This is a genomic window from Methylomonas sp. 11b, assembly GCF_000515215.1.
Lineage (GTDB): Bacteria > Pseudomonadota > Gammaproteobacteria > Methylococcales > Methylomonadaceae > Methylomonas.
The window spans coordinates 490,843-517,517 of the sequence record NZ_KI911557.1; the positions used below are offsets into that span (position 1 = coordinate 490,843).

At 51.7% G+C, this 26,675-nt stretch carries 30 protein-coding genes and 1 tRNA gene; 29 read left to right on the top strand and 2 right to left on the bottom strand.

The window, feature by feature from the left end:
- Positions 1 to 48: 48 nt before the first annotated feature.
- From smpB to METH11B_RS0102460, 14 genes are all read left to right on the top strand, one after another.
- A complete protein-coding gene (gene smpB, locus METH11B_RS0102395) occupies positions 49 to 534 on the top strand; it encodes an SsrA-binding protein SmpB (RefSeq protein ID WP_020481594.1) in 486 nt (161 codons plus the stop codon).
- A gap of 5 nt (positions 535 to 539) precedes the next feature.
- Positions 540 to 1,106: an isochorismatase family protein gene (locus tag METH11B_RS0102400; RefSeq protein ID WP_026600619.1), complete on the top strand. Its 567-nt coding sequence runs from the start codon at positions 540 to 542 to the stop codon at positions 1,104 to 1,106.
- 15 nt (positions 1,107 to 1,121) lie between these two features.
- Positions 1,122 to 2,147, top strand: a complete 1,026-nt coding sequence (locus tag METH11B_RS0102405) for an FAD:protein FMN transferase (protein ID WP_026600620.1) — start codon at positions 1,122 to 1,124, stop codon at positions 2,145 to 2,147.
- 52 nt (positions 2,148 to 2,199) lie between these two features.
- Positions 2,200 to 2,961: a DUF2231 domain-containing protein gene (locus METH11B_RS0102410; protein WP_026600621.1), complete on the top strand. Its 762-nt coding sequence runs from the start codon at positions 2,200 to 2,202 to the stop codon at positions 2,959 to 2,961.
- Between the two features lie 119 nt (positions 2,962 to 3,080).
- Positions 3,081 to 3,701, top strand: a complete 621-nt coding sequence (locus METH11B_RS0102415) for a phosphoribosylanthranilate isomerase (RefSeq protein ID WP_026600622.1) — start codon at positions 3,081 to 3,083, stop codon at positions 3,699 to 3,701.
- Between the two features lie 5 nt (positions 3,702 to 3,706).
- Entirely contained in the window at positions 3,707 to 4,909 is a 1,203-nt protein-coding gene (gene trpB / locus METH11B_RS0102420; protein ID WP_036275557.1) for a tryptophan synthase subunit beta, read from the top strand.
- Complete coding sequence (gene trpA, locus METH11B_RS0102425; protein WP_026600624.1) at positions 4,906 to 5,709, top strand: tryptophan synthase subunit alpha; 804 nt, start codon at positions 4,906 to 4,908, stop codon at positions 5,707 to 5,709. Before trpB ends, trpA begins: the two co-directional genes overlap by 4 nt.
- Before the next feature lie 24 nt (positions 5,710 to 5,733).
- Positions 5,734 to 6,675, top strand: a complete 942-nt coding sequence (accD, locus tag METH11B_RS0102430; protein ID WP_026600625.1) for an acetyl-CoA carboxylase, carboxyltransferase subunit beta — start codon at positions 5,734 to 5,736, stop codon at positions 6,673 to 6,675.
- Between the two features lie 11 nt (positions 6,676 to 6,686).
- Positions 6,687 to 7,952: a bifunctional tetrahydrofolate synthase/dihydrofolate synthase gene (gene folC, locus METH11B_RS0102435; protein ID WP_026600626.1), complete on the top strand. Its 1,266-nt coding sequence runs from the start codon at positions 6,687 to 6,689 to the stop codon at positions 7,950 to 7,952.
- Positions 7,953 to 7,963: 11 nt separating this feature from the next.
- Entirely contained in the window at positions 7,964 to 8,797 is an 834-nt protein-coding gene (locus tag METH11B_RS0102440) for an SPOR domain-containing protein (protein WP_026600627.1), read from the top strand.
- A 42-nt stretch (positions 8,798 to 8,839) separates the two neighbouring features.
- Positions 8,840 to 9,358 (top strand): CvpA family protein, encoded by a 519-nt coding sequence (locus METH11B_RS0102445; RefSeq protein ID WP_020481584.1) that lies wholly within the window; start codon positions 8,840 to 8,842, stop codon positions 9,356 to 9,358.
- A gap of 12 nt (positions 9,359 to 9,370) precedes the next feature.
- On the top strand, positions 9,371 to 10,879 hold the full coding sequence (gene purF, locus METH11B_RS0102450; protein WP_020481583.1) for an amidophosphoribosyltransferase: 1,509 nt from the start codon (positions 9,371 to 9,373) through the stop codon (positions 10,877 to 10,879).
- Positions 10,880 to 10,890: 11 nt separating this feature from the next.
- Entirely contained in the window at positions 10,891 to 12,081 is a 1,191-nt protein-coding gene (locus METH11B_RS0102455) for an O-succinylhomoserine sulfhydrylase (RefSeq protein ID WP_026600628.1), read from the top strand.
- 86 nt (positions 12,082 to 12,167) lie between these two features.
- Positions 12,168 to 12,746: a PilZ domain-containing protein gene (locus METH11B_RS0102460; RefSeq protein WP_026600629.1), complete on the top strand. Its 579-nt coding sequence runs from the start codon at positions 12,168 to 12,170 to the stop codon at positions 12,744 to 12,746.
- Between the two features lie 158 nt (positions 12,747 to 12,904).
- Here the strand turns inward: METH11B_RS0102460 and grxC are convergent, their stop codons facing one another.
- Together grxC and METH11B_RS0102470 are read right to left on the bottom strand one after the other, a co-directional pair.
- Positions 12,905 to 13,159: a glutaredoxin 3 gene (gene grxC / locus METH11B_RS0102465; RefSeq protein ID WP_020481580.1), complete on the bottom strand. Its 255-nt coding sequence runs from the start codon at positions 13,157 to 13,159 to the stop codon at positions 12,905 to 12,907.
- 36 nt (positions 13,160 to 13,195) lie between these two features.
- Complete coding sequence (locus METH11B_RS0102470) at positions 13,196 to 13,858, bottom strand: class II aldolase/adducin family protein (protein ID WP_026600630.1); 663 nt, start codon at positions 13,856 to 13,858, stop codon at positions 13,196 to 13,198.
- A gap of 45 nt (positions 13,859 to 13,903) precedes the next feature.
- Here METH11B_RS0102470 and METH11B_RS0102475 point away from each other — a divergent pair, with 45 nt between their 5' ends.
- The 15 genes from METH11B_RS0102475 (at position 13,904) to METH11B_RS0102540 (ending at position 26,671) form a co-directional block, all read left to right on the top strand.
- Complete coding sequence (locus tag METH11B_RS0102475; protein ID WP_026600631.1) at positions 13,904 to 17,275, top strand: mechanosensitive ion channel domain-containing protein; 3,372 nt, start codon at positions 13,904 to 13,906, stop codon at positions 17,273 to 17,275.
- Between the two features lie 83 nt (positions 17,276 to 17,358).
- The gene (gene nrdR / locus METH11B_RS0102480) at positions 17,359 to 17,817 is read left to right on the top strand and encodes a transcriptional regulator NrdR (protein WP_020481577.1); all 459 of its coding nucleotides are present in this window, start codon (positions 17,359 to 17,361) and stop codon (positions 17,815 to 17,817) included.
- Positions 17,807 to 18,898: a bifunctional diaminohydroxyphosphoribosylaminopyrimidine deaminase/5-amino-6-(5-phosphoribosylamino)uracil reductase RibD gene (gene ribD / locus METH11B_RS0102485; RefSeq protein WP_026600632.1), complete on the top strand. Its 1,092-nt coding sequence runs from the start codon at positions 17,807 to 17,809 to the stop codon at positions 18,896 to 18,898. Before nrdR ends, ribD begins: the two co-directional genes overlap by 11 nt.
- Before the next feature lie 4 nt (positions 18,899 to 18,902).
- A complete protein-coding gene (locus tag METH11B_RS0102490) occupies positions 18,903 to 19,163 on the top strand; it encodes a hypothetical protein (protein WP_026600633.1) in 261 nt (86 codons plus the stop codon).
- Positions 19,164 to 19,200: 37 nt separating this feature from the next.
- Entirely contained in the window at positions 19,201 to 19,857 is a 657-nt protein-coding gene (locus tag METH11B_RS0102495; RefSeq protein WP_020481574.1) for a riboflavin synthase, read from the top strand.
- Entirely contained in the window at positions 19,854 to 20,966 is a 1,113-nt protein-coding gene (gene ribBA / locus METH11B_RS0102500) for a bifunctional 3,4-dihydroxy-2-butanone-4-phosphate synthase/GTP cyclohydrolase II (protein ID WP_026600634.1), read from the top strand. Before METH11B_RS0102495 ends, ribBA begins: the two co-directional genes overlap by 4 nt.
- Positions 20,967 to 21,010: 44 nt before the next feature.
- Complete coding sequence (gene ribH, locus METH11B_RS0102505) at positions 21,011 to 21,487, top strand: 6,7-dimethyl-8-ribityllumazine synthase (protein WP_036276704.1); 477 nt, start codon at positions 21,011 to 21,013, stop codon at positions 21,485 to 21,487.
- Complete coding sequence (nusB, locus tag METH11B_RS0102510) at positions 21,487 to 21,930, top strand: transcription antitermination factor NusB (protein WP_020481571.1); 444 nt, start codon at positions 21,487 to 21,489, stop codon at positions 21,928 to 21,930. The genes ribH and nusB overlap by 1 nt, the downstream gene beginning before the upstream one ends.
- Entirely contained in the window at positions 21,930 to 22,862 is a 933-nt protein-coding gene (gene thiL / locus METH11B_RS0102515) for a thiamine-phosphate kinase (RefSeq protein WP_026600636.1), read from the top strand. The genes nusB and thiL overlap by 1 nt, the downstream gene beginning before the upstream one ends.
- Positions 22,846 to 23,355, top strand: coding sequence for a phosphatidylglycerophosphatase A family protein (locus METH11B_RS0102520; RefSeq protein ID WP_026600637.1), 510 nt, complete (start codon positions 22,846 to 22,848; stop codon positions 23,353 to 23,355). The genes thiL and METH11B_RS0102520 overlap by 17 nt, the downstream gene beginning before the upstream one ends.
- 173 nt (positions 23,356 to 23,528) lie before the next feature.
- Positions 23,529 to 24,359, top strand: coding sequence for a heme-binding protein (locus tag METH11B_RS0102525; RefSeq protein WP_026600638.1), 831 nt, complete (start codon positions 23,529 to 23,531; stop codon positions 24,357 to 24,359).
- Between the two features lie 120 nt (positions 24,360 to 24,479).
- A tRNA-Met gene (locus tag METH11B_RS0102530) sits at positions 24,480 to 24,556 on the top strand.
- Positions 24,557 to 24,700: 144 nt separating this feature from the next.
- Positions 24,701 to 25,057 carry a hypothetical protein gene (locus tag METH11B_RS28270; protein WP_081733734.1) on the top strand — a complete coding sequence of 119 codons (357 nt, stop codon included), beginning with the start codon at positions 24,701 to 24,703 and terminating at the stop codon, positions 25,055 to 25,057.
- A gap of 1 nt (position 25,058) precedes the next feature.
- Positions 25,059 to 25,601, top strand: a complete 543-nt coding sequence (locus METH11B_RS28275; RefSeq protein ID WP_081733735.1) for a hypothetical protein — start codon at positions 25,059 to 25,061, stop codon at positions 25,599 to 25,601.
- Positions 25,601 to 26,671, top strand: coding sequence for a tyrosine-type recombinase/integrase (locus METH11B_RS0102540; RefSeq protein ID WP_026600639.1), 1,071 nt, complete (start codon positions 25,601 to 25,603; stop codon positions 26,669 to 26,671). Before METH11B_RS28275 ends, METH11B_RS0102540 begins: the two co-directional genes overlap by 1 nt.
- Positions 26,672 to 26,675 lie beyond the last annotated feature (4 nt).

Below are 26,675 nucleotides of genomic sequence, written 5' to 3' on the forward strand. Positions count from 1 at the left end.
ATATCAAAATTCACGTTTTCAGTCAGTTTAAAAAAACTTCGCTACAGAATGGCAGCCAAAAAATCCAAGAAGGACAACAAAGCCACCGATAACACGATTGCGGTTAATCGCCAGGCTTCCCACGAGTACACCATAGACGAGACTTTCGAAGCCGGTTTGGTATTGGAAGGTTGGGAAGTGAAAAGCTTGCGTGACGGCCGGATTCAGCTGAAAGAGAGCTATGTCGAGATCAGACGCGGCGAGGCTTGGCTGAGTGGGGCGCATGTGTCGGCTTTATTGTCGGCGTCCACCCACGTCAATCCGGACGCGGTACGCAAGAAAAAATTATTGTTACACCGACGTGAATTGAACAAGCTGATCGGCTCGGTGGAACGCAAAGGCTACACCCTGATTCCGCTATCGATGTATTGGATCAAGGGCCGCGCCAAGCTGAAAATCGGTCTGGCGAAAGGTAAAAAATTGCACGACAAGCGCGCAGCTTCCAAAGACAAGGATTGGCAGCGAGACCGAGCGCGCATCATGAAGCACGGCTAATTTCGATGACGATGCATCCCAATTTACTGGACGCTGACAACAGCGTTTTGCTGGTGGTGGACATTCAGGGGCGTTTGTCGACGGCTATGCCGGCTTTAGACCAGCAACAGATGCTCACACACGGTCGGCGCTTGTTGCAGGCCGCCGGGTTGTTAGATGTGCCGGTGTTATTGACCGAACAGTATCCGCAAAGGCTGGGGTCAACGCAAACCGAGATTAGCGAGTGTTTGCCGGGCAATACCCGTACCTTTAGTAAAACCGGTTTTTCTTGTTGCGCCGCGGACGGCTTCAAGCAAGCCCTGACTGATACCGGTCGGAAGCAGGTTGTGGTGATAGGTCAGGAAGCGCATGTGTGCGTGTTGCAAACCGCGCTTGAGTTGTTAAGTGCAAACTATCAAGTTCATGTGTTGGCTGATGCGGTTTGTTCGCGCCAAGTCCAGCACAAAGATTACGCCTTGCAGCGCATGCTGCAGCAAGGTGTCACGTTGAGCTGTCACGAATCGGTGTTGTTCGAATGGTTGCGGGATGCTCGGCATAGCCATTTCAAAACTATTTCAGCGCTTTTGCGTTAATTGCACGGGGGTTTAATGCTACGGAAAGGATGGATCGCGGTAATACTGGGATTGTTGCTGGTACTGGGATGTGCGGAGCCGCTGCCGCCAGTAAAGACTTTTAGCGGTTTCGCGCAAGGTACTACGTATCACATCAGTTATTGGACGCCCCAAGCGCGGGATGATGCGCAAGTCAGCGCTGAAGTTGAAAAAGTTTTCCTGGATTTGGATAAAACCTTATCCAATTACCGACCGGACTCGACAATCGAACAATTTAACGCCAACACGTCGACAAATATTCAGCTGGTCGGCGACGAAATCGTGGCTTTGTTTAAAGTGGCCGACAACGTCAGCAAGCTGAGCCAGGGGTGTTACGATTTGACCATCAAGCCTTTGTTCGAGATGTGGGGTTTCATGGGGGAAGAGTTGACTATCCCAGACGATGCGGCGCTGCAAGCAGCTTTGGCGAATGTCGGCATGGACAAATTGCAGCTGGTCGACGATAGTCATATGTCGAAAAAACTGCCGAATGTACGAGTGGATTTGTCGTCAATCGCCCAGGGTTATAGTGTCGAGAAAATCAGCAACACGCTTGAGGCTTTGGGTATCCAAAACTATCTGGTGGAAATCGGCGGCGAATTAAAAGCGCTGGGTAGCAAACCGGACGGTAAGGCCTGGCGGATTGCGGTGGAAAAACCGCTGCCGGGCGAACAAAAAATGCACAAAGTGGTGACATTACCAAAGGAAACGCCGATGTCGGTGATGACCTCGGGTACTTACCGGCATTATTTCGACGTCAAAGGCAAGCGTTACAGCCACATTCTGGATGCCCGCAACGGCAAGCCGGTAACGCACGATTTAGTTGCTGTCAGTGTGTTTAACGAAAGCCCGACCATAGCCGACGCCTGGTCTACCGCTTTATTGTGCCTGGGGCAGGAAGAAGGGATGAAACTTGCCGATGCTGAGAAATTGCAAGTGATGTTTATCCAGCAACAAGGCACCGAGTTTTTGGAAAGTAAAACCAGGGCCTTGACTATGTCCACCCAAGTGACGATTAACTAGGCTAAGGCCTATCGTGGTAGTATCCGCGCAAAACTGAAGCGGGGGAGATTTTATGTGGGGTCTAAACGATCACTTGACGTTTGCCGTGCATGGTGGCGGCGATAACGGTGGAGGAGTGGCCGGTGGGGTGGAGAGCTTATTGTCCTTCCTAGAAGTGCTGGTGCGGCAATCTCCTTCGGAAAGTCTGGATAGTTTATTGCCGGGCGTTGCTGCGTTACAAAATATTCATCCCTTGCTGGTGCATTTCCCGATTGCGTTGTTGACTATGTTCTTCACTCTGGATTTGATCGGCAGCGTGGCGAAGCGCTCGGAGTGGCGGCAGATAGCCGGCGCATTTCTGTATCTGGGTACCGTGTTTGCCGCGCTTACCGTGGCGGCCGGTTTAGTGGCGGCAGGGAGTGTGGCGCATGGTGGTGATGTTCACGAGATCATGGAGCATCATGAGCATCTGGGTATTTCGGTATTGAGTCTGGCTACTGCGCTGTCGGCGTGGCGTTTGTTTAGCAAAGGGCTGATAGTCGGACCAGCTAACACGCTGTACTTGTTGATGGCGGCGATTTTAGCCGCCTTGTTGGCGTTTGCCGCCGATCTGGGTGGTCTGATGGTTTATAAACATGGCGTCTCGGTGCACGCTGCGGATCAAGTCAATCAAGCGGCGGCGCGCGCTCATGAACACGAAGGTGCTGTTGAGGATAGTTTGCCGGCAACGCATGAAGAAGCCGAAGTCGAAGATTTGAAACCGGAAGATAGTCATCAGGACGAAACGACGCATGGCGTTGCCGGTCATCATCACGACCATCATCATGCCCATTGACGCCCGCCTGAAGAGCCGTCGGACAAAGGCTGACAAGGGTCAGCCTTTTTTTATTGGTCCCGACATGACATATCGGATAGCTGTGTTATCCTACGCCGCCATTTTTTGTGAGGCTTTGGATGCGTACCCGCGTTAAAATTTGCGGCTTTACCCGAGTGGAAGATGCGCTTTGTGCCGCCAATTTGGGCGTGGATGCTATTGGTTTGGTGTTTTATCCGCCCAGTCCAAGAAACGTAAGCATCGAACAAGCCGCAAGCATCAGCAGAGCATTGCCAGCCTTTGTTAACGTGGTAGCCTTGTTCGTCGATGCCGCGCCGGCTTTGATTCGTGAAGTCTTGAATAAAGTAAGGGTGGATTGCCTGCAATTTCATGGCGATGAGCCTGCAGATGGTTGCCGGATTTACGATAAATCGTATATCAAAGCCATTCGCATGCAAGCGGATACGGACGTTCTAGGGTTGCAAAAGCAATACAACGATGCGGCCGGATTACTGTTGGATGCCTATCATCCGGGAATGCAGGGCGGCAGCGGTAGCGGTTTTGACTGGGATTTGATTCCGACGACCCGCAGTTTGCCGATCATTCTCGCGGGCGGATTGACGCCGGAAAATGCCGGGGAAGCGATTAAAGCTGTAAAACCGTATGCAATGGATGTGAGCAGCGGTGTTGAGGCCGGGAAAGGCATCAAGGATGCAGCGAAAATGGCTGCGTTTATAAGAAAAACTAATCAAGCGACTTGAGAACTATGACAGAAAGATACGATATGCCGGATGCCCGGGGCCATTTCGGGCCTTACGGCGGTATTTTTGTGGCGGAAACGCTGATGCCGGCCATTACCGAATTGAACGAAGCCTATCAGCGCTATATGCAGGATCCGGAGTTCCTCGCCGAGTTGGATGCCGATCTCAAGGATTATGTCGGTCGACCGTCGCCGCTGTATCATGCAGAACGCTGGAGTAAGCATTTGGGCGGTGCGCAGATTTATCTGAAGCGCGAAGATCTCAATCATACCGGCGCACACAAAGTTAACAACACGGTCGGTCAAGCCCTGTTGGCTAAGCGCATGGGCAAGACCCGCATCATCGCCGAAACCGGCGCCGGTCAGCATGGCGTTGCCACCGCGACTGTCGCGGCGCGTCTGGGCTTGGAGTGTGTGGTGTACATGGGCGCAGTGGACGTGGCCCGCCAATCCCTGAATGTCTATCGAATGAAGTTGTTGGGCGCCACCGTGGTGCCTGTGCAATCAGGCTCTAAAACCCTCAAAGACGCATTGAACGAAGCTCTGCGCGATTGGGTGACCAATATCGATAATACTTTTTATATTATTGGCACCGTGGCCGGTCCGCATCCCTATCCGGCAATGGTTCGGGATTTTCAGGCTGTGATTGGCCGTGAAGCCCGTCAACAATGCATCGACCAAACCGGCCGCTTGCCCGACGTGCTCTTGGCATGCGTGGGCGGCGGTTCCAATGCCATCGGCTTGTTTTATCCGTTTATCGACGACAAGTCCGTGAAAATGATCGGCGTCGAAGCGGCCGGCGACGGCGTTGAAACCGGTCGTCATTCAGCACCGCTATGTGCCGGCCGTCCTGGCGTATTGCACGGCAACCGGACGTATTTGATGGCTGACGACGATGGCGAAATCATCGAAACCCATTCTATCTCCGCCGGCCTGGATTATCCCGGCGTTGGCCCTGAGCATGCCTGGCTGAAAGATACCGGTCGAGCCCAGTATGTGAACATAACCGACGACGAAGCCATGGCTGGCTTTCATGCCTTAACCCGCATGGAAGGTATTATTCCGGCTCTGGAATCCAGCCATGCCATGGCTTATGCGATGAAACTGGCGCCCACCATGCGCAAGGATCAAATCATTGTTATTAATTTGTCCGGACGCGGCGATAAAGATATGCAAACGATTATGCAACGCGAGGGCATCAGTTTATGAGCCGTTTAGCTAACAAATTTGCCGAATTGAGAGCCTCCGGCCGTAAAGCCTTAATTCCGTTTATTACTGCCGGTGATCCTTATCCGGAATTCACCGTCCCTTTGCTGCACGAAATGGTCGCGGCTGGTGCCGACGTCATTGAATTGGGTGTGCCGTTTTCCGATCCGATGGCCGATGGCCCGGTAATACAACGCGCCAGTGAGCGTGCGTTATCGCACCATGTTGGTTTGCGAAAAGTATTGAGCATGGCCATCGAGTTTCGGAAAACCGATCAGACCACGCCATTGGTGTTGATGGGTTACCTAAACCCGATCGAAATCATGGGTTACGAAGATTTTGCCAATGCTGCGCAACGCGCCGATGTTGACGGTGTGTTGACCGTGGATTTGCCGCCGGAAGAATCCGAGGCTTGCGTCCATATGCTGCGCGAGCGCGGCATAGATCAGATTTTTTTACTGGCGCCTAACACCACTGCTGAACGGATTCAGAAAATGGATGCAGTGGGCAGCGGCTATTTATATTACGTGTCGCTGAAAGGCGTCACCGGTGCCGGGCATTTGGATACCGCCGATGTCGAACAAAAATTACAACTGATTCGCCAGAATACCGCTTTGCCGGTTGGGGTTGGTTTCGGAGTCAAGGATGCCGACACCGCGAAAACTATCGCCGCTATTGCCGACGGTGTCGTGGTGGGTAGCGCGCTGATCAGTAAAATAGAAGCAAATCTCGATGATCCTCAGCAAGCCAAGCATGAGATCATCACCCTGTTGAAATCCATGCGCGAAGCCATGGATGTTTAAGCTTTCAAGCGGAGACTACACCGAATGAGTTGGTTTGAAAAACTGGTCCCCTCTGCCATCAGAACCGAATCCTCGCAGAAGAAAACCACCGTGCCGGAAGGCTTGTGGAATAAATGTCCGCGTTGCGATGCGATTTTGTTCAACGCCGAGCTAGAAAAAAACTTAAGCGTTTGCCCAAAATGCGATCACCATTTACGCATTTCGGCGCGCAAACGGCTGAATATGTTTTTGGATGAAGATGGCCGTCAAGAGATCGGTGCTGGATTAAAGCCCAGCGATCCTTTGAAGTTCAAGGACAGCAAACGCTATAAAGATCGCATCAGTCAGGCGCAAAAACAAAGCAACGAGAACGATGCATTGGTGGTGATGAAAGGTACGCTGAAAGGCGCCGGTATCGTCGCTGCGGCGTTTGATTTTGGTTTCATGGGCGGTTCGATGGGCTCGGTGGTTGGCGAGCGATTCGTGCGCGGCGTGAACGAAAGTTTGCGTTTGGGTGTGCCGTTCATCGTCTTTACTGCCAGCGGCGGTGCCAGAATGCAGGAGTCTTTGTTCTCGCTGTTTCAAATGACCAAAACCAGCGCGGCCTTAACCAAATTAGCCGAAGCCGGAATTCCGTATATTTCCTTCATGACCGATCCAACTATGGGCGGTGTTTCCGCCAGTCTGGCGATGTTGGGCGACATAAACGTAGCCGAACCGGACGCCTTAATCGGTTTTGCTGGTCCGCGAGTCATCGAGCAAACGGTTCGTGAAAAGTTGCCGGAAGGTTTCCAGCGCAGCGAATTTCTCCAGGAACACGGAGCCATAGACATGATCGTTGATCGCCGCGAGATGCGCGATAAAATAGCCAGTATTCTGGCTATTATGTGCGCCGGTAGCAGCAGCGCGGACGTGGTCGACGTTATTCCTTACAGTGAGCCATTAAGCAATCAGGGTGAGAGCGATAATCCGCAGCCTCAGGAATAAATACGGTCGAAATGACACGTTTTGATTCGCTGCAAGCCTGGTTGGACTGGCAGGAAAAATTACATCCTCGGCCTATCGATTTGGGATTGGGACGGGTTGCCGGCGTATATCGGCAGCTTAACCCCGAGCAGAAAAAGCCGCTGACTATTACAGTTGCCGGCACCAACGGCAAGGGTTCCTGCGTGGCATTTCTGGAAGCGATATATCGCGCCGGGGGCTATAGAGTGGGTGCTTACACATCGCCGCATATTTTGCGTTATAACGAACGCATTCGTATTGATGGCGAGCCCGTTGCCGATGCGATGATTTGCGACGCTTTTGCCCGTATAGATGCGGCACGCGGCGAGACCAGTTTGAGCTATTTCGAGTTTGGCACATTGGCGGCGTTGAGTATTTTCGCCGACGCGGGTCTGGATATTCAGTTGCTGGAAGTCGGTTTGGGCGGCAGGCTCGATGCGGTGAATATTGTTGATCCCGATGCGGCGATTGTGACGACGATAGCACTCGATCATGTCGATTGGCTGGGCCATACTGAAGAAGCCATCGGCCGGGAAAAAGCCGGCATCTTTAGGCCGGGTGTAGCGGCTATAATTGGCGATCAACAAGGGCCTCGCTCGGTAGTCGAAGTCGCTCAGCAAGTGGGGGCCACCGTACTGCAAATGGGCAACGCATTCACGTATCAAAAACGGTCGGACGACTGGCAATGGCGGTCTGCTGATACGCAAATCAGTCGCTTGCCACCGCCGGCCTTTAAGGGTGAGCACCAATATCGAAATGCTTCGTCGGCGATAATGGCGATAAAAACCCTACAGCCTCTACTAGCGATCAGTGACGATGCAATTCGGCAAGGCTTGCAAAGTGCCCAGCTATCCGGGCGTTTTCAATTGATTGCCGGCTCGCCGCGAATCTTGCTTGACGTGGGGCATAACCCGCAAGCTGTGCAAACACTAATCGACTATTTGCACGAATACTTCCCGGAAGTCAGAATACACGCAGTTTTTGCGATGATGCGGGATAAAGATATTGCCGGCGTATTGAACATGATGCGCGACAAAGTGACAACTTGGTACTTAGCGCCGCTGGTTAATCCTCGCGCTGCTAGTGCGGATATGTTAGAAACCATCTTTCAGCAACAAGGCCTGGACAATGTCCGTAGCGGTTTTGCCGATTTTACCGAGGCATTTCACGCGGCTCGGCAAAACACCGGGCAAGACGAGTTGCTTTTGATTTTTGGTTCTTTTTTTCTAGTATCCGAATATTTATCGAAATTTTCTTAGAGGTGATCAGAATGGATCAAGAGTTAAAGCAGCGATTGATTGGTGCGGCGGTGATTACCGCGTTGGCGGCGATTTTCGTGCCGATGTTATTTGACGACCCGATCGACGAAACCGGCAAAAGCATCAATGAATTGAAAATCCCCGAGCTACCTGCCAAGGCTCAGGATGTGGAAATCATGCCTCTGCCGGAAAAAGTTGAAGAGGTAGCGGAAACTCTCCCTGCTGAGAATGCCCCCAAACAAGCGGTTAAAGTGCTGGAAGAAGGCGAATCTGAAGCGGAGTTGGAAGCGCCTAAGCCGCAAGTTAAATTGACCGCCAAAGACACCGCGCCGGCGCCACGGAGTCTGCCGGCTGCCAAACCCGCTGCGCCATCGGCGGCAGTCGCGCAAGTCGATGAAGAACCTGCTGAAGCGGAAGATGTGCCGCCGGCAGTCCTGACTAAACCGAGCAAATCGCCTGCGCCTGCTGTCCAGCCTTTACAAGCGGTCAGTCCGACGCCGAAAGTGCTTAAACCGGTTAACAAATTACCAGAACCAAAAGCAGAGGTAGCGGCAGTTCCGGCTCCTGCGCAGGTGGCTACACCAGCCAGCAAAGCGGCGGCTGCCGAGGACAGCAATCGCTGGTATTTGCAAGTGGGTACATTCAGTCAAAAACCTAACGCCGTCAGTTTGCAGGATAATCTGAAGCAACAAGGTTTCGCCGCATCGGTCAGAGAGGTTGCCAGCGATAAAGGTACTGTTTTTAAAGTGCGCATAGGGCCTATCGTCGATAAAGCCAAGGCCCAGGCCGTGAAGGCTAAGTTGGCGCAAATTAACGTCAACAGTTTTGTTTCGGCGGACGAATAGCCATTTGCCAACCTCGTATTGTTTGATTTAGCCGGCTAGACCATGTTGGATTTTGTACCCTGGGCCAAGTTGCTGTGGGTGGATTACGTCGTCATTTCCATTATCGCGATTTCGGCGATAATGGGTCTACTGCGCGGTTTTATTAAAGAAGCGTTTGCGTTGGTACTTTGGATGGTGGCGGTTTGGGTTGCAACGCAGTACTGCCGGGATGTTTCGGTGTTACTGCAATCCACCATCAGCTATCCTTCTGCCAGAATCGCCGCCGCATTCGCGTTGCTATTTTTCGCCACCTTGATTTTGGGTAGTTTAATCAGCTTTTTGCTGAGTCAGCTTATCGAAAAAACCGGCTTGACAGGTAGTGATCGTTTGCTGGGTATGTTATTCGGTATTGCCCGCGGGGCGGTACTGGTTTCCTTGTTGGTGATGCTGGCCGGCCTAACGCCGTTGCCGGAAGATCCGTGGTGGAAACAATCCCTTCTCATTCCTCCGTTCCAAGCCTTGGCAGTGTGGTTGAAAACCCACATGCCGACCGGTTTGGCGGATTACATCCATTATCGATAACTTGGGTCTGCTATGTGTGGTATTGCCGCTATTGTTTCCAATCAAAGTGTTAATCAGGATTTGTACGACGCCCTGACGGTACTTCAGCATCGCGGCCAGGACGCCGCCGGCATCGTAACTTGCGACGGTAGCCGTTTGCATTTGCGTAAGGATAACGGTTTGGCGCGGGATGTATTTTCCAGCAAGCAAATGATGAAGCTGAAAGGCAATATGGGTATTGCCCATGTGCGCTATCCGACCGCCGGTTGCACCAGTTCGGCTGAAGCCCAACCTTTTTACGTGAATTCTCCGTTCGGTTTGACCTTGGCGCACAACGGCAACCTGACCAACACCGAAGAATTGAAATATCAGGTGTTTATGGATGACCAACGTCACATCAATACCGATTCTGATTCGGAAGTGTTGTTGAATGTATTCGCGCATGAACTGGCGCAATTCGGCAAACTTAAATTGACTGTGGACGATGTGTTTCAAGCGGTTAGAGCCGTGCACAAACGTATCCGTGGCGCGTATGCGGTCGTGGTCATGATCGCCGGCTTTGGCGTGTTGGGCTTCCGGGATCCGCATGGTATCCGGCCCATTGTGTTTGGCAAGCGAGAAAATGATGACGGCACTGATTACATGATCGCGTCGGAAAGCGTGGCGCTGGATGTGTTGGATTTTCAATTGATTCGCGACATCGAGCCGGGTGAGGCCGTATTTATCGAAGCAGACGGCCAGTTACACACCCAGCAGTGTACGGAAGTCGTCGATCACTGTCCGTGTATTTTTGAATATGTCTACTTTGCCCGGCCGGATTCGATCATCGACAATATTTCGGTGTACAAAGCCAGAATGCGGATGGGTAGAAAACTGGCCGAAAAAATTCAGCGGGAATGGCCTGACCACGACATCGACGTGGTCATTCCGATTCCGGATACCAGCCGCACCGCCGCCTCGCAAATTGCTCATGACCTGGGTGTGAAGTTTCGCGAAGGCTTTATGAAAAACCGCTATATCGGCCGGACTTTCATCATGCCTGGGCAAAAAATGCGTAAAAAGTCGGTGAAGCAAAAGCTGAATGCCATCTCGTTGGAATTCGACGGTAAGAATGTATTGCTGGTGGACGATTCCATCGTGCGCGGCACTACTTCCGAGCAGATTATCCAAATGGCCCGCGATGCCGGTGCCAATAAAGTATATTTTGCCTCTGCGGCGCCACCGGTACGTTATCCCAACGTTTACGGTATCGACATGCCGGCCGCGCATGAACTGATTGCGCATGATCGCACCGAGGATGAGATTTGCGAGGCTCTGGGCGCCGACAAGCTGATCTATCAAGACTTGGACGATTTGATTGAAGCGGTCGGTCGAGGTAACCCGGACATCAAGCATTTCGATACCTCATGCTTCAGTCATGATTACATTACCGGCGATATCGACGATGCTTATCTGGCACGCATCGAAGCCTTGCGCAATGACAATGCGCAGGAATTGCGTAACAGCAGCAGCTTTATCATAGAGATGCAAGTTGCAAAGTAACAGGACCCGAAATGAGTGAATTTGATTGGCAAGACTACGCCCCGGAAACCTTGGCCATCCGCACCGGGCATAAGCGCACTCACGAAGACGAACATAGCATCCCGATTTTCGCTACCTCCAGCTATGTGTTCAAATCGGCTGAGGAAGCGGCCCTGCGCTTTACCGGAAAACAACCCGGCAATATCTACTCGCGCTTCACCAATCCGACCGTCAGCGCGTTTCAGGAGCGTTTAGCTTATTTGGAAAAGGGCGAGCGTTGTCTGGCGTTTTCGTCGGGCATGGCGGCGATCATGGCCGTGGGCATGGCTTTGCTGAAAGCCGGCGACCATGTGGTCTGTTCCCGCAGTGTGTTCGGCAACACAGTTTTGACCTTCCAGAATTATTTCAGCAAGTTTGGTGTCGAGACCGATTTTGTCAGCCTGACCGAGCCGGCGGCCTGGGAAGCGGCGATTAAGCCCAATACGCGGTTTTTGTTTCTGGAAACGCCTTCCAATCCGTTAATTGAAATCGCTGATATTAAGGTATTAGCGGACATTGCCCATCGGCATGGAGTGTTGTTGGTGGTTGATAACGTGTTTTGCACACCGATCTTGCAGCAGCCATTGACCTTGGGCGCGGACTTGGTGGTGCATTCCACGACTAAATACATCGATGGCCAAGGGCGTTGCGTGGGTGGCGCCGTGGTGGCCAACGAAGAGTTGATCGAAAAATACGTGTATCCCTATCTGCGTACCGGCGGTGCGACGATGAGCCCGTTCAACGCCTGGGTATTTCTAGGTGGACTGGAAACGCTGGCGTTACGCATGAAAGCGCATTGCGATAATGCGTTCGAGCTGGCCAAATGGCTGGAGCAACAACCGGCGGTTGCCAAGGTGCATTACCCTGGATTGGAATCGCATGCCCAGCACGAGTTGGCTAAGCGCCAGCAGACGCATTTCGGCGCAGTGGTCAGTTTCGAATTGCAAGGCGGTAAAGATCACGCCTGGCAGCTGATTGATTCGACACGCATGTTGTCGATTACCGCGAATTTGGGCGATGTAAAAACCACGATCACCCATCCCGCAACGACCACGCATGGTCGCTTGACGCCTGAAGCGCGCGCCGAGGCCGGCATCAAAGACAGCTTGGTGAGAATTTCGGTGGGTTTGGAAAATATCGATGACATCAAGGCCGATTTGCTTAACGGACTGACGAATTGCTGATGGTGCAGGTAGGTAAAGCCTGCCGCCGCGCAACGCAAATCAAAAATTAAGCTATCTTTGACCGACGTTATAGAGAGATTGCGATCATGTTTCAGGATAGAAAAGAGTACCGAAAAAACTTTAACGCGGAAGGCCAATTATTTGTTGGCGGCGAAACCTTGCAACTAAATTGCTACGATGTGTCGCTGAAAGGCGCGATGGTCGAAGTCAGTCCTGGTGACCTTCTCACCACTATCCAGGATTTTGAAGCGTTGTTGAATGAAGATCGGCGAGCGGAAATATTTGTCGCGGAATTGATGTTGGCTGGCGAAGTCGATATCGTTTGGGTAAAACGCGAACGCAATCGCATCATGATGGGCATGGAGTTTCGCGATGTCGTGCACAATGCCCACAAGCTCTGGCGCAAGCGGCGCGGTTACCGCAAGCTGGAAGCGTTTAAAGCCGAATTGTTTATCGACAAGGAGCGTTTCAGTGTGGAAGGCGTGAATCGCTCGGTAGAGGGCATGTGCTTGAAGCTAACGGGTAATCATCCCTGCATCAAGATCAACGCTCCGGTTAAGCTGTTGGCTGCCGAACTTGGATTGAGCGCTTTGGGCAAAGTGGTTTGGGTAGAGAGCAACGAATTGGTCACCCGCCTTGGTCTGCAATTGGTGATCGTCAAATAAGACCACAATGGGCTGCTCGCGCCGTTGACTCATGCATTTTGGGCATTTTTAGGCCGGTCATTTATCCAAGACAAATAATACACGGCGCGTTATCGCAATTGGCGTCATTCAATAAAGATGGTGTCCAGGAAGGTATGTCAAAACCAGTGTTGACCGGCTTAAGCGCTTAGTAACGGATCTAACTCGTGGTTCATATCCAGCTCATGCAAGTCATCAAACCCGCCTATATGTCGCTCGCCGATATAGATTTGCGGTACGGTGCGACGCTTGGTTTTTTCCATCATTTGCTGACGTAGTCCAGGTTCGGCATCCACATTGATTTCCGTATAGCCGACGCCTTTGCGATCAAAAAGTTTTTTTGCCATGGTGCAATACGGGCAGAGTTTAGCGGTGTAAATGATAATGTCCGGCATGAGAAAAATTAATAAATGCTAATGAATGCAGGTATTCTAAAGCCACGGCCGGTTTTGCTCAATAGCCATGGCCTTGGCGAGTTGCTCGATTAATAAGCAGGACGCTTCGGGTAAGGTCTCGCCAAACCCCACAATCCCGTCTGCGTGGCCGAGCATGCTGAATAATCCAGTTTGTTGCAGTCTACCTGAGGTAAATAACGCGGCAACGGCATTGGCCATTTCCGGGGTACCGTAGGGCACGTTTGCCGCAGTAAAAGCCAGATTCAGCCGGTCGGTCTGCAACCACAACTCCGGACAGTGCACATGTATCACGGCGTTAATCGCTGGGTGTTGCTGGTAAACGCTGGCATGGGTGAGCGCTTCCGAGGACGGTTGCGATAAGCCACGCGACTTGATGGCATTATGTTCCGGCGATGCGCTTTCGATCAGCGCATAGTGTTGTTTGTCAAGAACCGGCAAATGTCCGGTTTGAGTGCCGGAGATCAAAAACGCCTGACCGCCTGGAACCAGGCGCCGACTGATGTTGCCAAACCCCAGCCCAGCGTATTTTTCGGCTATTTGCCCAATCAGCCGCAAGCGATAAAACAGGCTACGCCAGGCATTGAGTTCGCTGATGTCGATGTCCGCAGCGAACTCGTTATGCTGATGATCAAGGCGATATTTAATAACACCTTCCAGTTCGCTCAATCCGTTTTCCATTCTTATAATGTGTTTTTAAGATTTATTTTGTTATCCAGCCAACGCATGAAACCTAATTTTTTAAGATCCGGCTTTGCCTTTTGTTTGCTGTTTTTGCTGATCAGTTTAAACCTAGCCCACGCCGCAAATCAAAAGCCGGCGATTAAATCGCTATCGCTTGCCGACATACAACAACGTATTCAGACCGTCAAAGACAAGCAAAATCTGCCTGAAGAGCAGAAAAACCGGATTCTGGCCGCTTATCATGAGAGCGAAGACAACCTCAATGAATTGGAGGCCCAGGATAAACAGGCTGAATCGTTCAAGCAGGCATTAAACAGCTTGCCGGTAGAAGTTAAGCAATTGGCAAAACAAATAGCCGAGGCCGAAGCCAATTTGAAAACTCGTAAGCCGGAGAAACTAGCGATTTTTCCGACGGATGAGTTAGAGCAACGGCTGCTTATCGAAAAAACCCGGCTTAGCGATTTGGATGCGGAGATTAGCCGTATCGAAGCCACTTTGGGCGAACTGAGCGGCCGCCCGCAATTGATCAGGGAAAAAGTCTCCGAAATCAAGAGTAAGCAGGCCTCCAGTCAGCGTGAACAGCAAGTGTTGGCGTCTGAAGCCGGCGATAATCTATATCAAAAAGAAGCCAGGCAAGTGCAGCTGGATAGCCGGATTCGCCTGTTAAACAGCACGCTGAAAACGCTGGAGCTGGAAAATCTTAGCAATCCTTTGCAATTGCAAACCAATAAAGATCGTGTCCATCTGTTGACCTTGCAACGCGAGCAGCAGAGCTTGGTGATTGCCGACCTCGATAATTTCCTACTTGAGCGGCGTCAGCAGGAAACTGACAAAGAACAAGCAGCGTTATTGCAGGCGGAAAAAGAAGCGGAGGGCAAGCATCCGTTAATTCGCGCTGCCACGAAAGAGAACATGCAGTTCAACCGCAGTTTGCAGGAAATAAACAAAAATATGGAGCTGTACTCGCTCCAGAAAAACGAAATCGACGTCCGCTACAAACAACTGGAAAAGGACTTTCAAAGCGCCGAGCAAAAAATCAGCCTGGCGGGTTTAAGTCCGGCCTTGGGTAATTTACTGCGCGAACAGCGCCGTAATTTGCCGCAACGCAAACAATACAGCACCTTGAGCGACGAGATTCAAAATCAGATTGCGCTGGCGAGTTTGGAAATGTTCAAGCTGGATGAAGCCAAAAAGGGCCTGGTCGATATTAATCAACTGTTGTTGACGCGTATTGCCCAGTTGCCGGAGAACACACCGGACTCGGAAAAGCTGAGGGTGCGTACCGAATTGCGGATGTTGCTGAACGATCAGAAAGATCTGGTGGCAAGACTGGCTAACGGTTACAACGAATACGGCCGAGTGCTGGGCGATGTCGATTTTAGTTTGCAGCAAATGCTGGGTATAGCCGACAAATTTAGCGCGTATTTGGATCAACGCTTGCTCTGGGTGCCAAGTGCCCCGGTTATCGACAAATATTTCCTGCAAGATATTTTCTCCTCCTTGCTGTGGTTTATGAGTCCCGGGAACTGGTTGGGGGTGGTGAGCGGTTTTTGGGACGGTATTAGTCATTTCCCGCTGTTGGTACTCGGTGGTTTGAGTGTCGTAATATTCCACTGGCGCTTTCGTGCCGGCGTCAAACAGCGCTTGACGGAGCTGTTAGGAAAAAAAGCCGTCAATCAAGAATTTGCGGAAATTTTATCCAGCTTGCTATATCTGTTATTGCTCTCCTTATCGGGTCCATTGCTTATGGCCTGGATGGCTGGTGTGTTGATATTGAACGTTCGGGCCAATCTGTTTAGCCATGCTTTTGCCGAAGGCCTGACCGCCACCGCTGTGTCCTTGTGCATAGTGCAATTCGTGTTTCGTTTGTTTAAACCCGGCGGTGTCGCCGACAACTTGTTGCAGTGGCCGCAACATGCGGTCCAGTTACTTTACGCGCAAATGAAATGGGCGCGATTCGTGCTGGTACCTTGCGTGTTTATCACCGCGATGACCGGTAGCGATTTGTTTTCGGAACACAGTCATGCGCTGGGTAGAACGGCAATGATTGTGATGATGTTGATGATGAGCTACGTGTTGCATCGCCTCACGCAACCCATAACCGGCTTAGGCAAAAACTTCTATCAACAATCCGATGGCTGGCTCAGCAGTTTGCGTTACCTCTGGTACGGTATCGCCGTCTTGACGCCGCTGGTCATCATCGGCTTTGCGGTGGCGGGCTACTACCAAAGCGCATTGGAGTTGCAGGAAAAGTTGCTACTAACGCTACGCTTGATTTTTATCACCGTATTGTTCCAGGGCTTGGTATTGCGTTGGTTGCGCAACACGGAACGGCAATTGGCCTTAAAAAATGCGCGACAAAAACGTAAACAGGTCGAACAAGCTGCCGTGAGTAGCGCCAACTTGGAAGGGGGCTATCCGGTCGAGGAGCAATTACTGGATATTTCCAAAATCAATCAGCAAAGCCATAAGTTATTGACCACGGTAGTGATGGTGATCATGTTGATGGGTTTCTGGATGATCTGGAGCGATATTTTGCCGGCCTTGACAGTGTTCGATCAGGTCGTGCTGTGGCAGCATAGTGAAATGGTGGAAGGTAAAGAAACATTACAACCCATCACGCTGATCAATTTGCTGATTTGCTTGGTTTACAGCGGCCTGGCCTTTGTGTTTGCCAGCAATTTTCCAGCCTTGGTGGATTTGGTAACCGCCGGCAAGTTCGCAATGACCGCCGGCAGTCGTTATGCGTTGATCCAGTTAGTGCGTTATTCCTTAATAACCATCGCCTTTCTGGCGGTTGCCAAAGAGCTGGGCGGCAGTTGGTCGCAAGTGCAATGGCTGGTGGCCGCGCTGTCGGTGGGTTTGGGTTTTGGTTTGCAGGAGATTTTCGCGAATATGGTGTCGGGCATTATCTTGTTGTTCGAGCGGCCGATTCGGGTTGGCGACACGGTGACGGTCGGCGATGTGACCGGCCGGGTCAGCCGCATTCAAATGCGGGCGACGCATATTGTCGATTGGGATAGAAAAGAGTTGGTGGTGCCGAATAAAACCTTTATTACCGACCGTTTGATCAACTGGACTCTGTCGGATACCGTCACCCGGGTGGTGGTGCCGGTCAGCGTGGCCTACGGCACCAGCGTGGCAATGGTGGAGGAAATTCTGGCCGATGCGGTAAAAAGCGTAGAGCAAGTGCTGAGCGACCCGGAACCGTTGGTGATCTTTGTCGGCTTTGGCGATAGTGCCCTACAGTTCAAAATTAACGTATTCGTCCGCGAACTCAGCGATAGGACAGTCGTTACCCATCGCCTGCACACAAAAATATACGAAGCTTTGCTGGCCCACCATATCGAGATACCTTTTCCGCAACGCGACGTGCATATCCGCTCGGTCGCGAAAGGGATATTGAACGAATGAGGCGCGGTTTATTAGCCGATTTCAATATAAAGCCATTCTGTAATAAAATGGCCGCCCTTTGAATCTCGATTTGGCTCTTTACTATGCGTTGTCCGTTTTGCTCTGCACAAGATACTCGGGTGATCGATACCCGCTTGGCCGACGACGGCGATCAAGTCAAACGTCGCCGCGAATGCGTGGCCTGTAAAGAGCGGTTTACCACCTTTGAAGTGGTTGAATTGACCTTGCCGCGCATCATTAAACGCAATGGCGCCCGGCAAAGTTTCGACGAAGCCAAGCTGCGGTCCGGCATGCAGCGGGCCCTGGAAAAGCGCCCGGTACAAGTGGACGCCGTCGAAGCGGCGCTTAGCCGCATCAAAAAAGCCCTGACGGCGAAGGGCGAACGGGAAATTCCGGCTCGCGAATTGGGCGAACTGGTGATGCAAGAATTGCAAACACTTGATCATGTCGCTTTCGTACGCTTCGCCTCGGTGTATCGCAGCTTCCAGGATGTCTCCGAATTCACCGCGATGATCGAAAATCTGCAAAAGCATGACGCCTAGTCAAGACGCGGCCTATATGGCGCGCGCCGTCAAATTGGCGGAAAAGGGCAAATACACAACCGATCCCAACCCCCATGTCGGTTGTGTGTTGGTCAAAGACGACAACGTGATTGCCGAGGGCTGGACGCAACGCGCCGGATTTGCCCATGCCGAAGTCGATGCGCTGGCTAAAACAGATAATGCGCGGGGCGCCACAGCCTATGTCACATTGGAGCCTTGCAGCCATCATGGTAAAACCGGCCCTTGCAGCGACGCGCTGATCGCTGCCGGGATCAGCCGGGTCGTGGTGGCGATGCAGGATCCCAATCCCCTGGTGGCTGGACGCGGTTTGCAAAAACTCCGGGAGGCAGGCATTGAGGTGCTGGTCGGCGTCTTGCAGCAAGAAGCAGAAAAGCTAAACCAAGGCTTTTTTAAACGTATGCAGCTGGGTTTACCGTGGATACGCAGCAAGCTGGCCATGAGCCTCGACGGCCGTACCGCGCTGGCCTCCGGCGAGAGTCAATGGATTACATCCGCCCAAGCCAGGCAAGACGTACAGATCTTGCGGGCGGCCAGCAGCGCAATTGTCACCGGCATCGATACAGTGTTGTACGACGATCCGCAATTGAATGCGCGCGTCGATTTCGATGCGGTGCAGCCGGTCAAAGTGGTGCTGGATTCGCAATTACGCATGCCCTTATCCGCCAGGCTGTTGGACAATGCGGTAGATGTGTGGATTATTACCTGTAGCGACAACGCGCTAAAACAGCAGAAATTACGCGACGTGGGCTGCAAAGTCTTTCAGGTCGATGCGCGGAACGGGCGCGCAGACTTGGTACAGGTTTTTAAGTTGCTGGCCGAGTTACAAATCAACACGGCTTGGGTGGAGGCCGGCGCCACGCTGAATGGTGCGCTGCTCAATAGCGGACTGATCGATGAATGGTTGATTTACATGGCGCCGTGTGTGTTGGGCGATCAAGGGCGCGGCCTATTTAGTCTGCCGGGCATGCTGACCATGCAGGATAAAAAAACACTGCGCCTGATCGAAGCCCGGCAAATTGGACCGGATTTAAGATTACGCTATCAAGCAAAAACCGATTGAAACGATGAAAAGTATTATTGTCATGACATTGGTATTTAGCCTGCTGCCTGCTTCGGCGACGGCGGATGAGGACGATACCCCGGAAACCAGTACCTTGCAGATTCAAGGCGGCAAATTGATTGGCGAAAAGCACGAAATCGAAATCTACGATTATCATAGCGGCACCTATCAAACCGTTGATGTTTATCGTAAGCCGGCTAAGTCGCTAAAGAAAGACCCGCCCCCCCACGCGCCAAAGCAATCCTCCGAGCCAGCGCCGCGCTGATCGTTACGGACATTTTTACTTTTATAGAGTGATAACCATGTTTACCGGGATTATTTTAGCCATCGGCAAAATCAAGACCATCCAGCCTAAAGGTGGCGATTGCCGGTTAATTATCGATACCGGCAAGCTGTCGTTGAGCGAATGCGCCTTGGGCGACAGCATTGCGGTGAACGGCGTTTGCCTGACCGCCGTGGAATTGGGCGAACATTATTTTTGCGCCGACGTCTCCAACGAGACTTTATCGCGCACCACCTTAAAGACAGCAAGTACCGGTACGCCGGTTAATCTGGAGCTGGCGATGACGCCGTCCAGCCGCCTGGGCGGACATATCGTCAGCGGTCATGTCGATGGTATCGGCAAAGTGGTCGAGAAGCAGGCCGATGGCCGCTCGATCCGCTTCAAATTCAAGGCGCCGGATTCGCTAGCCAAATACATCGCCGAAAAAGGCTCGATTTGCATCAACGGCATCAGTCTCACCGTCAACACTGTCGACGGCGCGTATTTTTCCGTGAACATCGTGCCGCATACCTTACAAGAAACCACCCTGGGTAGCACCGAAGCCGGCAACGAGGTGAATCTGGAAGTCGATTTGCTGGCCCGTTATTTGGAGCGCTTGATGAAAGGCGAAACCGCAGCTTATAGTCAAGGCGGTGTCACCGAGGCCTTATTACAAAACGCAGGCTTTATTAAATGAATAGCATAGAAGAAATCATAGCCGACCTTCGCCAAGGCAAAATGGTCATCATCATGGACGATGAAGACCGGGAAAACGAAGGCGATTTGTTGATGGCGGCGGCCTTTGCCCGGCCGGAAGACATCAATTTCATGGCCAAATACGGCCGTGGCCTGATCTGTCTGACCTTAACCCGTGAACGTTGTCAGCAGTTGCGTTTGCCGCTGATGGTCAGCGACAACAATACGCCTTATACCACCAATTTCACCGTATCGATTGAAGCGGCTACCGGCGTGACAACCGGTATATCCGCCGCCGACCGCGCCTTGACCGTGCAGGCGGCGGTAGCGAAAAATGCCCAGCCGAGCGATCTGGTGCAGCCCGGGCATATTTTTCCATTGATGGCGCAAGCCGGTGGCGTGTTAAATCGGGCTGGTCACACTGAAGCCGGTTGCGATCTGGCTAGGCTGGCGGGTGTTGAGCCGGCGGCGGTGATTGTCGAAATCCTGAACGACGACGGTTCGATGGCGCGCCGGCCCGATCTGGAAGTGTTTGCCGAACAGCACAATCTGAAAATCGGTACCATCGCCGATTTGATCCACTACCGCATCAAACACGAAAATACCCTGGAGCGGATCAGCGAATGCGTCTATCCGACCGAATTCGGCGATTTTAGATTGTATGCCTACCAGGATTGCAACGACGATAATGTGCATCTGGCCTTGGTGATGGGCAATGTCGCTGGCGACGAACCGGTGTTGGTACGTGTCCACGCCCGTAATTTGATCGACGATTTATTGTTTTCCAAGCGCAGCGATTGCAGTCTGCCGGTGCGGGAAGCCTTGAAAAATATCGCCGAAGAAGGGCGCGGTGTGTTGGTGATTATCCGCCAGAAAGAAAACAACAAGGATTTAGTCGAGCTGATTCACGCCTATCAAATGCAGGATCATGGCGTCAAAAACAGTCAGGATTTAAGTGCCGATTCGGATTGGCGCACCACCGGGGCCGGGTCCCGCATCCTCTCGGATTTGGGAGTAAGGCGTTTAAAGGTGATGGGTGCGCAGAAAAAATACATAGGCTTGTCCGGCTTCGATTTGGAAGTGGTCGAGCATATCGATGCGACGCATTGATTTTGATTTTAAAAGATTTCAATCATTCAACAACAGGTAAACAGATGGCAACAGTCACGACTCTGGAAGGCAACTTTTCCGCGCAAGGCGGCAAGTTTTGCATTGTTTCTTCGCGTTTCAACAGTTTTATTGTCGAACAACTGGAAGGCGGCGCGATCGATGCTTTGGTTCGTCATGGCGCGGATAAAAACAACATTACCCTGGTAAAAGCGCCGGGCGCGTTTGAGTTGCCGATGGTGGTGCAACGAATTGCTGCCAGCAAAAAATACGATGCGATTATTGCCTTGGGCGCGGTGATTCGCGGTGGCACACCGCATTTTGAATATGTCGCTGGCGAATGCGTGAAAGGTATTGCGCAAGTTGCATTGCAATATGACGTGCCGGTGGCTTTTGGCGTGTTGACCGTGGACAGCATCGAACAAGCTATCGAACGTGCCGGCACCAAAGCCGGTAACAAAGGCTCGGAAGCTGCTTTATCGGCGATAGAAATGGTCAGTCTCTTTAATAACCTGGGTCTTTAATGAGTCAAGCAAAAACCAACGCCAGAAAGTGCGCGGTACAGGCGCTGTATCAATGGCAAATGTCCGGCGAGAGCCTGATCCGTATCGAAACCTATTTTCTGGAAGAAGAGCATCTGAAAGGCGCGCAAAAAACCTATTTCAGCGAGCTGTTTCATGGCGTACCGAAACAATTGGATGTGATAGACGCCGCGCTGGCCGAGTTCGTCGATAGGCCGGTCGAAAAAATCGACCCGGTGGAACGCGCTATCCTGCGCATTGGCGCATACGAGCTGATCAACCGCTTGGAAACCCCGTACAAAGTCATCATTAACGAAGGCGTCAATCTGGCCAAGGATTTCGGCGCCGACGGCAGTCATAAATACGTGAATGGTATTCTCGATAAAGTCGCGCAAAAACAGCGCGCCGTCGAGATAGCCGCCAAGCAGGCGAAAATCCAAAACTGATGGCGGTCGCCGAATTCGATCTTATCCGCCGCTATTTTGCGGTGCATGCCCCTCGGCATCCGTTTAATCAATTGGGCATAGGCGACGACTGCGCGCTAATGAACATTCCGTCCGGCTACCAATTGGCGGTCACCGCCGATACCATGGTCGAGAATGTGCATTTTTTTGCTGACGCGGATCCTGAGCTGCTGGGTCATAAATTATTGGCGGTTAATCTAAGTGACTTGGCGGCAATGGGTGCCGAGCCGTTCGCCGTGACATTGGCGTTGACCTTGCCCAAAGTCGATGAAACTTGGTTACAAGCTTTCTCGAATGGCTTTATCAATCTGGCTCGGCAACATAATGTCGATTTGATTGGTGGCGACACCACGTCCGGACCGTTGACTTTGACGGTGCAAGCGATGGGGGTGCTGCCGCAGGGTAGGGCGCTATTGCGTTCCGGGGCCCAGGCAGGTGATCTGATTTATGTCACCGGTCAACTGGGTAATGCCGGTTTGGGTTTGAAAATTAAACAAGGTTATGCCTGCTCCGATCAGGAGTTGGCTTTGCGTTGCTTTAACCAACCACAGCCGCGGGTGTCGGAAGGCTTGGCGCTGCGCGGCGTCGCCAATGCCTGTATCGATATTTCCGACGGACTAGCTGCCGATTTGGGGCATATTTTGGAACAAAGCGGCGTTGGTGCGTGTTTGCAATGGGACAACTTACCGCTATCCGCGTCAGTGAGAGAGTTTATCGAGCACAGCGGCGATTGGCGCATGCCCTTGATTGCCGGCGATGATTACGAATTGTGTTTTACTGTGTCGGCGGATCGTTCTCAATCATTGCCTGCGGCTACTTGTGTGGGGCGTATCGAGGCCGAGCCGGGTTTGCGGATGAATAGGGCAGGGTTTGTGGAGGCATTCGAGGTGAAGGGTTTTGAGCATTTTTCTTAAGGAGCATTACGGCAACGCACGTTTGAGTGCGTTGCAAATCGTCAAAGACCCTACCTTGTTTCTGGCGTTTGGTTTCGGTTCCGGTTTATCCAAAACCATGCCCGGCACGATGGGTACGCTCGCCGCTATTCCGCTATACCTCGCTTTGCTGCAAACGAATGAGTGGATTTATCTAACGGTAACGCTGGTCAGCGTTTGCATCGGTATCTGGATTTGCGATCAAGCCGCTAAAAAATTGCAAGTCCATGACTTCGGCGGTATCGTTTGGGATGAAGTAGCCGGATTTTTGATTACGATGACCGGCATAACCTTTTCCTGGCAGAGCTTATTGGCGGGTTTTGTGTTGTTCCGCTTGTTCGACATCGTCAAGCCTTGGCCGATCAAATGGCTCGATAAGCACGTGCACGGTGGATTTGGCATTATGTTGGACGACGTGGTGGCAGGCGTCTTTGCCGCCTTGATTATGCGCCTCTGGTTTGATTTTTCAGTTTGAACTGAATTAACGATTTTTTAACAGTCAGTGTTTTTTGGCATTGTTCTCATTTGACCCATGATAATTCATGCGACTAAAATCCATGTCGGTTTGGGGGACTGATTGAAGGCTGCGTTGCGGAAAATATTAAGCCTCAAGCCTAATAAATATACAAACAATTAGGAGGGCTTTTTATGAATACACGATGGTTATTCGCTGCTTCACTTTTGATGCTGGCCAACACCGGTGCGGCAATCGCCGATAAAGATGACAATAAAGGGGTGGGGCATGCCTGTCGGGGTTTGCCCAATCACGCCACATTAAAAGCTGCACTTGACGACGCAGTGAGTGCGGAGGAAAGCGGGCTTAATTTGCATATGTGGGCCACATTAGTTAATCGTGACGGCGTGGTTTGTGCCGTAGCGTTTTCCGGCACCAATCGGGGCGCACAGTGGCCGGCCAGTCGCGTTATCTCAGCGCAAAAAGCCAACACAGCCAATTCGCTCAGTCTTGATTCTTCCTCAGATTCTGCTGGTTCCGGCAAGCCCAATGGTTTGGCGTTATCGACAGCGAATTTATATTCAGCGGTACAGCCTGGTGGTAGTTTATTCGGACTTCAAGAGAGCAATCCAGTTGAAACCGGCGTTGCTTACGGTGGAAATTCAGGCTTAAACGGTACTCCTCAAGATCCTATGGTTGGGTCAAAAATTGGTGGCATTAATGTATTCGGTGGTGGCCTAGGCTTGTATTCAGTGGGTAAAACGCTGGTCGGTGGCGTCGGTTTAAGCGGCGACACATCTTGTGCCGATCATAATATCGCCTGGAGAGTCAGGCATAATCTGGGGCTTGACCATATCGTCGGCGTCGGGGGAGTGAGTGGCGACCCACAGCGTCCTGATAATATCGTTTATGACATTACCACCAATCCGAACGGAGGTACCGGTGTTAGTGCAAATGGTTTCGGTCATCCGACCTGTTTAAATACCGATCTGAGTACAGCGGATTTGCCAGCCGGCCAACCCTAATAATCAGATTTTAAAAGCAACAGCAAGCACATAAGGAACTTATCTGTTGGCATTATTTAACAAATAGCATGTTTATTGCTTGCTAAATAATTTAAGGTCTGTATAATAAGTCAAATCAATCGCGGGGTGGAGCAGCTTGGTAGCTCGTCGGGCTCATAACCCGAAGGTCGTAGGTTCAAATCCTGCCCCCGCTACCAGATAACTGATTGATTCTTAAGGATAATAATCATAAAGCCATCGGTTTAACACGTTGAAAAAACGCCACAGGGCACCGTTTAGGGCACATGTGGATTTTTTCAAAAAGGTTCCAGAGAACCTGTGTTACACCGAGGGCTTTTTTTATGTCCGCAATAAATTCAAAACAAACCCCATCAACATCACGACCAGAACCTGGTGCTGATGTCCAAACGTTCAAACAAACCATCACTCATATTGATCAAACTTCGCAAGAAGCGTTTGATTTAATCGAATTATTTTCAGATTTGCTTATTTGCGCGTCTGAAAGTTCAAAATTTCATACCAACCCACGCCTTTTACGTAATGCGCTCCAGGCAATACACTCAATTGCCGGTGATGCACAGAACACCATCAATTGTTTGGCTGAGGATGTTGGCTGCAATTATTCGGAAAGCAGCCCCTTGGTCTTCGATAGGTTTCCACAGGTCGTGGAGCCGTTAACTAGCCGCGGGGTGGAATGACATGACCACTATTCCTAAAAGGCAACACAACGCGGGTCCGGTCGTTTCTTGTGTCAATTCAGATTATTTCCTATTTGACCGGTTTGCGTATTGTCCTTCATGCGGTGATCCTGAAGGGTTTTTCTTGCCTGCTGAGGTTTATCCGTATTTTCCCGACGGCGGTAGCGTGCAGTGTAAGACATGCGGCGCCTACGACCACCCAGTCATTCGACTTTGGACTGTTCATCATCCTGACAATCATTTGTTGGCCTCTCCCGGCTTTCCCACAGAGGGTGAGGCGCGGCGCTTTGGCAACGTTTTTGGCCTGACAGGGTATTGCCTTCGAGATTTGCGCTGCTTTTATGTTGGCGAGGGTGATGACGATCCACGAAAACGCATACTTTATTCCCTGTCACGTGGCCGAGACGTATATGAGCGATTGCTTGAATCGCTGCCGGTAGACTCTGATCCGGAAACATTGCGACAGCTTGCGTTATCACTCGACCTGAGAGACTACGCTTTGCCGCAATTTTCGGCAGCTTTCAGCGAAGAGAGGCCAGCCTAATGGCCACCATCCGAAAAATTGAACGCCAGTCGGGTGTCGTCTATAAAGCGATCATCACCCAGCGCGGCATTGCAATAAAATCCAAAACCTTCACCCGCAAAGGCGATGCGCAAGCCTGGGTAAAGCGCATCGAGTCTGACCACGAAATGATGGAGGCCTTGGGCTCGCGCGGTGCTGGTTTGCGGTTTGCTGATTTGGTCGACGAATACATGCGGCAATGGCAAGGCAAGGACGCGGTCAACCAAGCCAGGCGGGCCCAGTATTGGCAAGCTTGCCTGGGTGACTATAAGTTGGTCGACATCAGCGCGGATATGATCCGCCAACGGCTTAAAGCTTTTGAAGCGGGCAAGGTGCTGCGTGGCGATGGCGCCGGCAAGACCAAAGCAATCAATCGAGACCGTTCGCCGTCTACGGTCAATCGTTATCGCACCGTGCTGTCGGCGATTTTCAGATATGCGATTTTCGAGGGTTATGTTGTTGCCAACCCGGTCGCCCGGGTGGCCGCTCGCAAGGTTAACAACCAGATTAATCGATTCCTGGATGAAGGCGAACGGGTACGGCTGCTGGCGGCGTGTCAAAAATCAGACTGGGATAAGCTGCATTTGTTGGTGTTGATGGCGCTGACTTCCGGCATGCGTAAAGCCGAAGTGCTTAACCTCCGCTGGAGTGACATCGACTTCGATAACAACCTGGCCAGGTTGGCAACCAGCAAAAACGGCGAACCCCGCTGGTGTCCTCTGCCTGACTTTGTTGTGGACCAGCTACGGCCGCTGCGCCAAGTCGGTGTCTCGCTTATCTTTGCCAGCGAGAACAAGCCAGAACGACCGTTCGAGTTCAAAAAGCATTGGGATAAGGCATTACGAGAAGCGGGAATCGAAAACTTCCGGTTTCACGATTTACGCCACAGTGCCGCCAGTTTGCTGGCCATGTCCGGCGCTTCCCTTTATGAGGTTGGCGAAGTGCTAGGCCACAAATCCACCCAAACCACCAAACGCTACGCGCACCTATCCACCGAGCACAAATCGAAGCTGGTCGAGCGGGTGATGACTGCGGCAATCCGCCAGAAATAACAGG

What these genes read in the sequence shown, in the direction of transcription:
- ribD (WP_026600632.1), top strand. Translation starts at nt 17,807, where the DNA reads ATGACGCCTAGTCAAGACGCGGCCTATATGGCGCGCGCCGTCAAATTG.
- METH11B_RS0102455 (WP_026600628.1), top strand. Translation starts at nt 10,891, where the DNA reads ATGAGTGAATTTGATTGGCAAGACTACGCCCCGGAAACCTTGGCCATC.
- ribBA (WP_026600634.1), top strand. Translation starts at nt 19,854, where the DNA reads ATGAATAGCATAGAAGAAATCATAGCCGACCTTCGCCAAGGCAAAATG.
- METH11B_RS0102440 (WP_026600627.1), top strand. Translation starts at nt 7,964, where the DNA reads ATGGATCAAGAGTTAAAGCAGCGATTGATTGGTGCGGCGGTGATTACC.
- trpA (WP_026600624.1), top strand. Translation starts at nt 4,906, where the DNA reads ATGAGCCGTTTAGCTAACAAATTTGCCGAATTGAGAGCCTCCGGCCGT.
- folC (WP_026600626.1), top strand. Translation starts at nt 6,687, where the DNA reads ATGACACGTTTTGATTCGCTGCAAGCCTGGTTGGACTGGCAGGAAAAA.
- METH11B_RS0102410 (WP_026600621.1), top strand. Translation starts at nt 2,200, where the DNA reads ATGTGGGGTCTAAACGATCACTTGACGTTTGCCGTGCATGGTGGCGGC.
- thiL (WP_026600636.1), top strand. Translation starts at nt 21,930, where the DNA reads ATGGCGGTCGCCGAATTCGATCTTATCCGCCGCTATTTTGCGGTGCAT.
- METH11B_RS0102495 (WP_020481574.1), top strand. Translation starts at nt 19,201, where the DNA reads ATGTTTACCGGGATTATTTTAGCCATCGGCAAAATCAAGACCATCCAG.
- METH11B_RS28275 (WP_081733735.1), top strand. Translation starts at nt 25,059, where the DNA reads ATGACCACTATTCCTAAAAGGCAACACAACGCGGGTCCGGTCGTTTCT.
- grxC (WP_020481580.1), bottom strand. Translation starts at nt 13,159, where the DNA reads ATGCCGGACATTATCATTTACACCGCTAAACTCTGCCCGTATTGCACC.
- METH11B_RS28270 (WP_081733734.1), top strand. Translation starts at nt 24,701, where the DNA reads ATGTCCGCAATAAATTCAAAACAAACCCCATCAACATCACGACCAGAA.
- METH11B_RS0102400 (WP_026600619.1), top strand. Translation starts at nt 540, where the DNA reads ATGACGATGCATCCCAATTTACTGGACGCTGACAACAGCGTTTTGCTG.
- METH11B_RS0102540 (WP_026600639.1), top strand. Translation starts at nt 25,601, where the DNA reads ATGGCCACCATCCGAAAAATTGAACGCCAGTCGGGTGTCGTCTATAAA.
- nrdR (WP_020481577.1), top strand. Translation starts at nt 17,359, where the DNA reads ATGCGTTGTCCGTTTTGCTCTGCACAAGATACTCGGGTGATCGATACC.
- METH11B_RS0102445 (WP_020481584.1), top strand. Translation starts at nt 8,840, where the DNA reads ATGTTGGATTTTGTACCCTGGGCCAAGTTGCTGTGGGTGGATTACGTC.
- METH11B_RS0102415 (WP_026600622.1), top strand. Translation starts at nt 3,081, where the DNA reads ATGCGTACCCGCGTTAAAATTTGCGGCTTTACCCGAGTGGAAGATGCG.
- METH11B_RS0102490 (WP_026600633.1), top strand. Translation starts at nt 18,903, where the DNA reads ATGAAAAGTATTATTGTCATGACATTGGTATTTAGCCTGCTGCCTGCT.
- smpB (WP_020481594.1), top strand. Translation starts at nt 49, where the DNA reads ATGGCAGCCAAAAAATCCAAGAAGGACAACAAAGCCACCGATAACACG.
- METH11B_RS0102405 (WP_026600620.1), top strand. Translation starts at nt 1,122, where the DNA reads ATGCTACGGAAAGGATGGATCGCGGTAATACTGGGATTGTTGCTGGTA.
- ribH (WP_036276704.1), top strand. Translation starts at nt 21,011, where the DNA reads ATGGCAACAGTCACGACTCTGGAAGGCAACTTTTCCGCGCAAGGCGGC.
- METH11B_RS0102525 (WP_026600638.1), top strand. Translation starts at nt 23,529, where the DNA reads ATGAATACACGATGGTTATTCGCTGCTTCACTTTTGATGCTGGCCAAC.
- accD (WP_026600625.1), top strand. Translation starts at nt 5,734, where the DNA reads ATGAGTTGGTTTGAAAAACTGGTCCCCTCTGCCATCAGAACCGAATCC.
- METH11B_RS0102470 (WP_026600630.1), bottom strand. Translation starts at nt 13,858, where the DNA reads ATGGAAAACGGATTGAGCGAACTGGAAGGTGTTATTAAATATCGCCTT.
- METH11B_RS0102460 (WP_026600629.1), top strand. Translation starts at nt 12,168, where the DNA reads ATGTTTCAGGATAGAAAAGAGTACCGAAAAAACTTTAACGCGGAAGGC.
- nusB (WP_020481571.1), top strand. Translation starts at nt 21,487, where the DNA reads ATGAGTCAAGCAAAAACCAACGCCAGAAAGTGCGCGGTACAGGCGCTG.
- METH11B_RS0102475 (WP_026600631.1), top strand. Translation starts at nt 13,904, where the DNA reads ATGAAACCTAATTTTTTAAGATCCGGCTTTGCCTTTTGTTTGCTGTTT.
- purF (WP_020481583.1), top strand. Translation starts at nt 9,371, where the DNA reads ATGTGTGGTATTGCCGCTATTGTTTCCAATCAAAGTGTTAATCAGGAT.
- trpB (WP_036275557.1), top strand. Translation starts at nt 3,707, where the DNA reads ATGACAGAAAGATACGATATGCCGGATGCCCGGGGCCATTTCGGGCCT.